This is a genomic window from Enterobacter sp. PL1 (assembly GCF_945957325.1).
GTDB lineage: Bacteria > Pseudomonadota > Gammaproteobacteria > Enterobacterales > Enterobacteriaceae > Enterobacter > Enterobacter roggenkampii.
Genome location: NZ_CAMFKT010000078.1, coordinates 1 through 1,430 on the forward strand (window position 1 = coordinate 1; position 1,430 = coordinate 1,430).

The 1,430-nt window shown below is 55.3% G+C and carries 2 protein-coding genes; one reads left to right on the forward strand and one right to left on the reverse strand.

Annotated elements, in window-relative coordinates; all coding sequences use genetic code 11:
* Positions 1 to 33: 33 nt before the first annotated feature.
* Positions 34 to 639, reverse strand: a complete 606-nt coding sequence (locus tag N6P30_RS24295) for a recombinase family protein (RefSeq protein WP_000509966.1) — start codon at positions 637 to 639, stop codon at positions 34 to 36.
* A 94-nt stretch (positions 640 to 733) separates the two neighbouring features.
* On the opposite strand from N6P30_RS24295, the gene N6P30_RS24300 reads away from it, so the two are divergent.
* Positions 734 to 1,430 (forward strand): DUF4158 domain-containing protein (locus tag N6P30_RS24300; RefSeq protein WP_260630010.1); only part of this gene is annotated, 697 nt, incomplete at its 3' end.

A 1,430-nucleotide genomic window follows, 5' to 3' on the forward strand; every position in this document is an offset into this window, starting at 1 on the left:
GGGGTCGGTTCCGGCTGAGGGCGAAATGACACCCTAAGCGTTAGCTCTGTGTCGTTGCACGATGTCAGCGACGGTATTCTTGCTGATACCGAGCTCGCGTGCGATCCAGCGATAGCTGCGTCCCTCGGCCCTCATCGCAACCACCTTAGGCAAAAGTCGGTCTGATTTTGGTCGCACTCCGGCCTGACGACCAAGCCTCTTACCACGTGCCTTCGCAACAGCAAGGCCTGACTTGACCCGCTCGCTGATGAGATCCCGCTCAAACTCCGCAATGCCGGAAAGAAACGTCGCCAGCATTCGTCCATACGGCGACGAAAGATCGAACGCCATTCCATTCATGGCTATCACGGAAACCTTCCAGTTCTCCAGTTCACGTAGCGTATTGAGCAGATCGAGCGTCGAGCGCCCCCACCGGGAAAGCTCAGTGACCAGGATTGCATCAATTTGTCTGGACTGGGCAAGCGCCAGGACTTTCTTTCGCTCGGCCCGGTCGAGTTTAGTTCCTGAACCTGTTTCCTTAAATATTCCCACCACGTCGTAGCCGGCACGGCCGGCGAAGGCTCGCAGATCAAATTCCTGGCGTTCACAAGACTGATCCGCTGTTGAAACCCGGCAGTAAATGGCGGCACGATGTCCCAATTGAACCCTCCTGGATTTTTGTATCGGAACGCCCTGATTTATATGGGCTGGCTGTTGTCCAAAACAGACTATACTTCAAAAGGGACGAATTTGTATGTCACGACGCCATATTTTCACCGAACGGCAGCGAGCAGCGCTGTTCGATCTGCCCACGGACGAACTGTCGCTACTGAAGTTCTACACGCTGGGCGATGATGACCTGGAAAACATTAGGCAGCGCCGCAGACCGGAAAACAGGATTGGCTTTGCCCTGCAACTTTGTGCCTTACGATATCCGGGCCGTGCACTGGCTCCTGGTGAGATGATCCCGCGTGAAGTCCTTTCCTTCGTCGGTGCTCAGCTTGGAGTTCCGGCTGATGCGCTTCTCACTTATGCCACACGGCGCCAAACCCGTCAGCAGCACATGGACACGCTGCGCGAAATTTACGGCTACAAGACCTTCACGGGCCGTGGTGCCCGTGATCTGCGGGAGTGGACTTTCGGCCAGGCCGAAGATGCCAGATCAAACGAGGATCTTGCTCATCGTTTTATTGTGCGGTGTCGGGAAACTTCCACCATTCTGCCCGCAGTATCGACAATCGAGCGCTTGTGCGCGGATGCTCTGGTCGCCGCTGAGCGGCGGATTGAAACGCGGATTGCGGAAAATTTAACAGCGGATGTTCGCGATCACCTGGACAAACTTCTGAGTGAAATGCTCGCCGGCAATATCAGTCGTTTCATCTGGCTTCGCAACTTCGAGGTTGGTAACAACTCGGCTGCTGCTAACCGTTTGCTCGACAGGCTCGAATTTC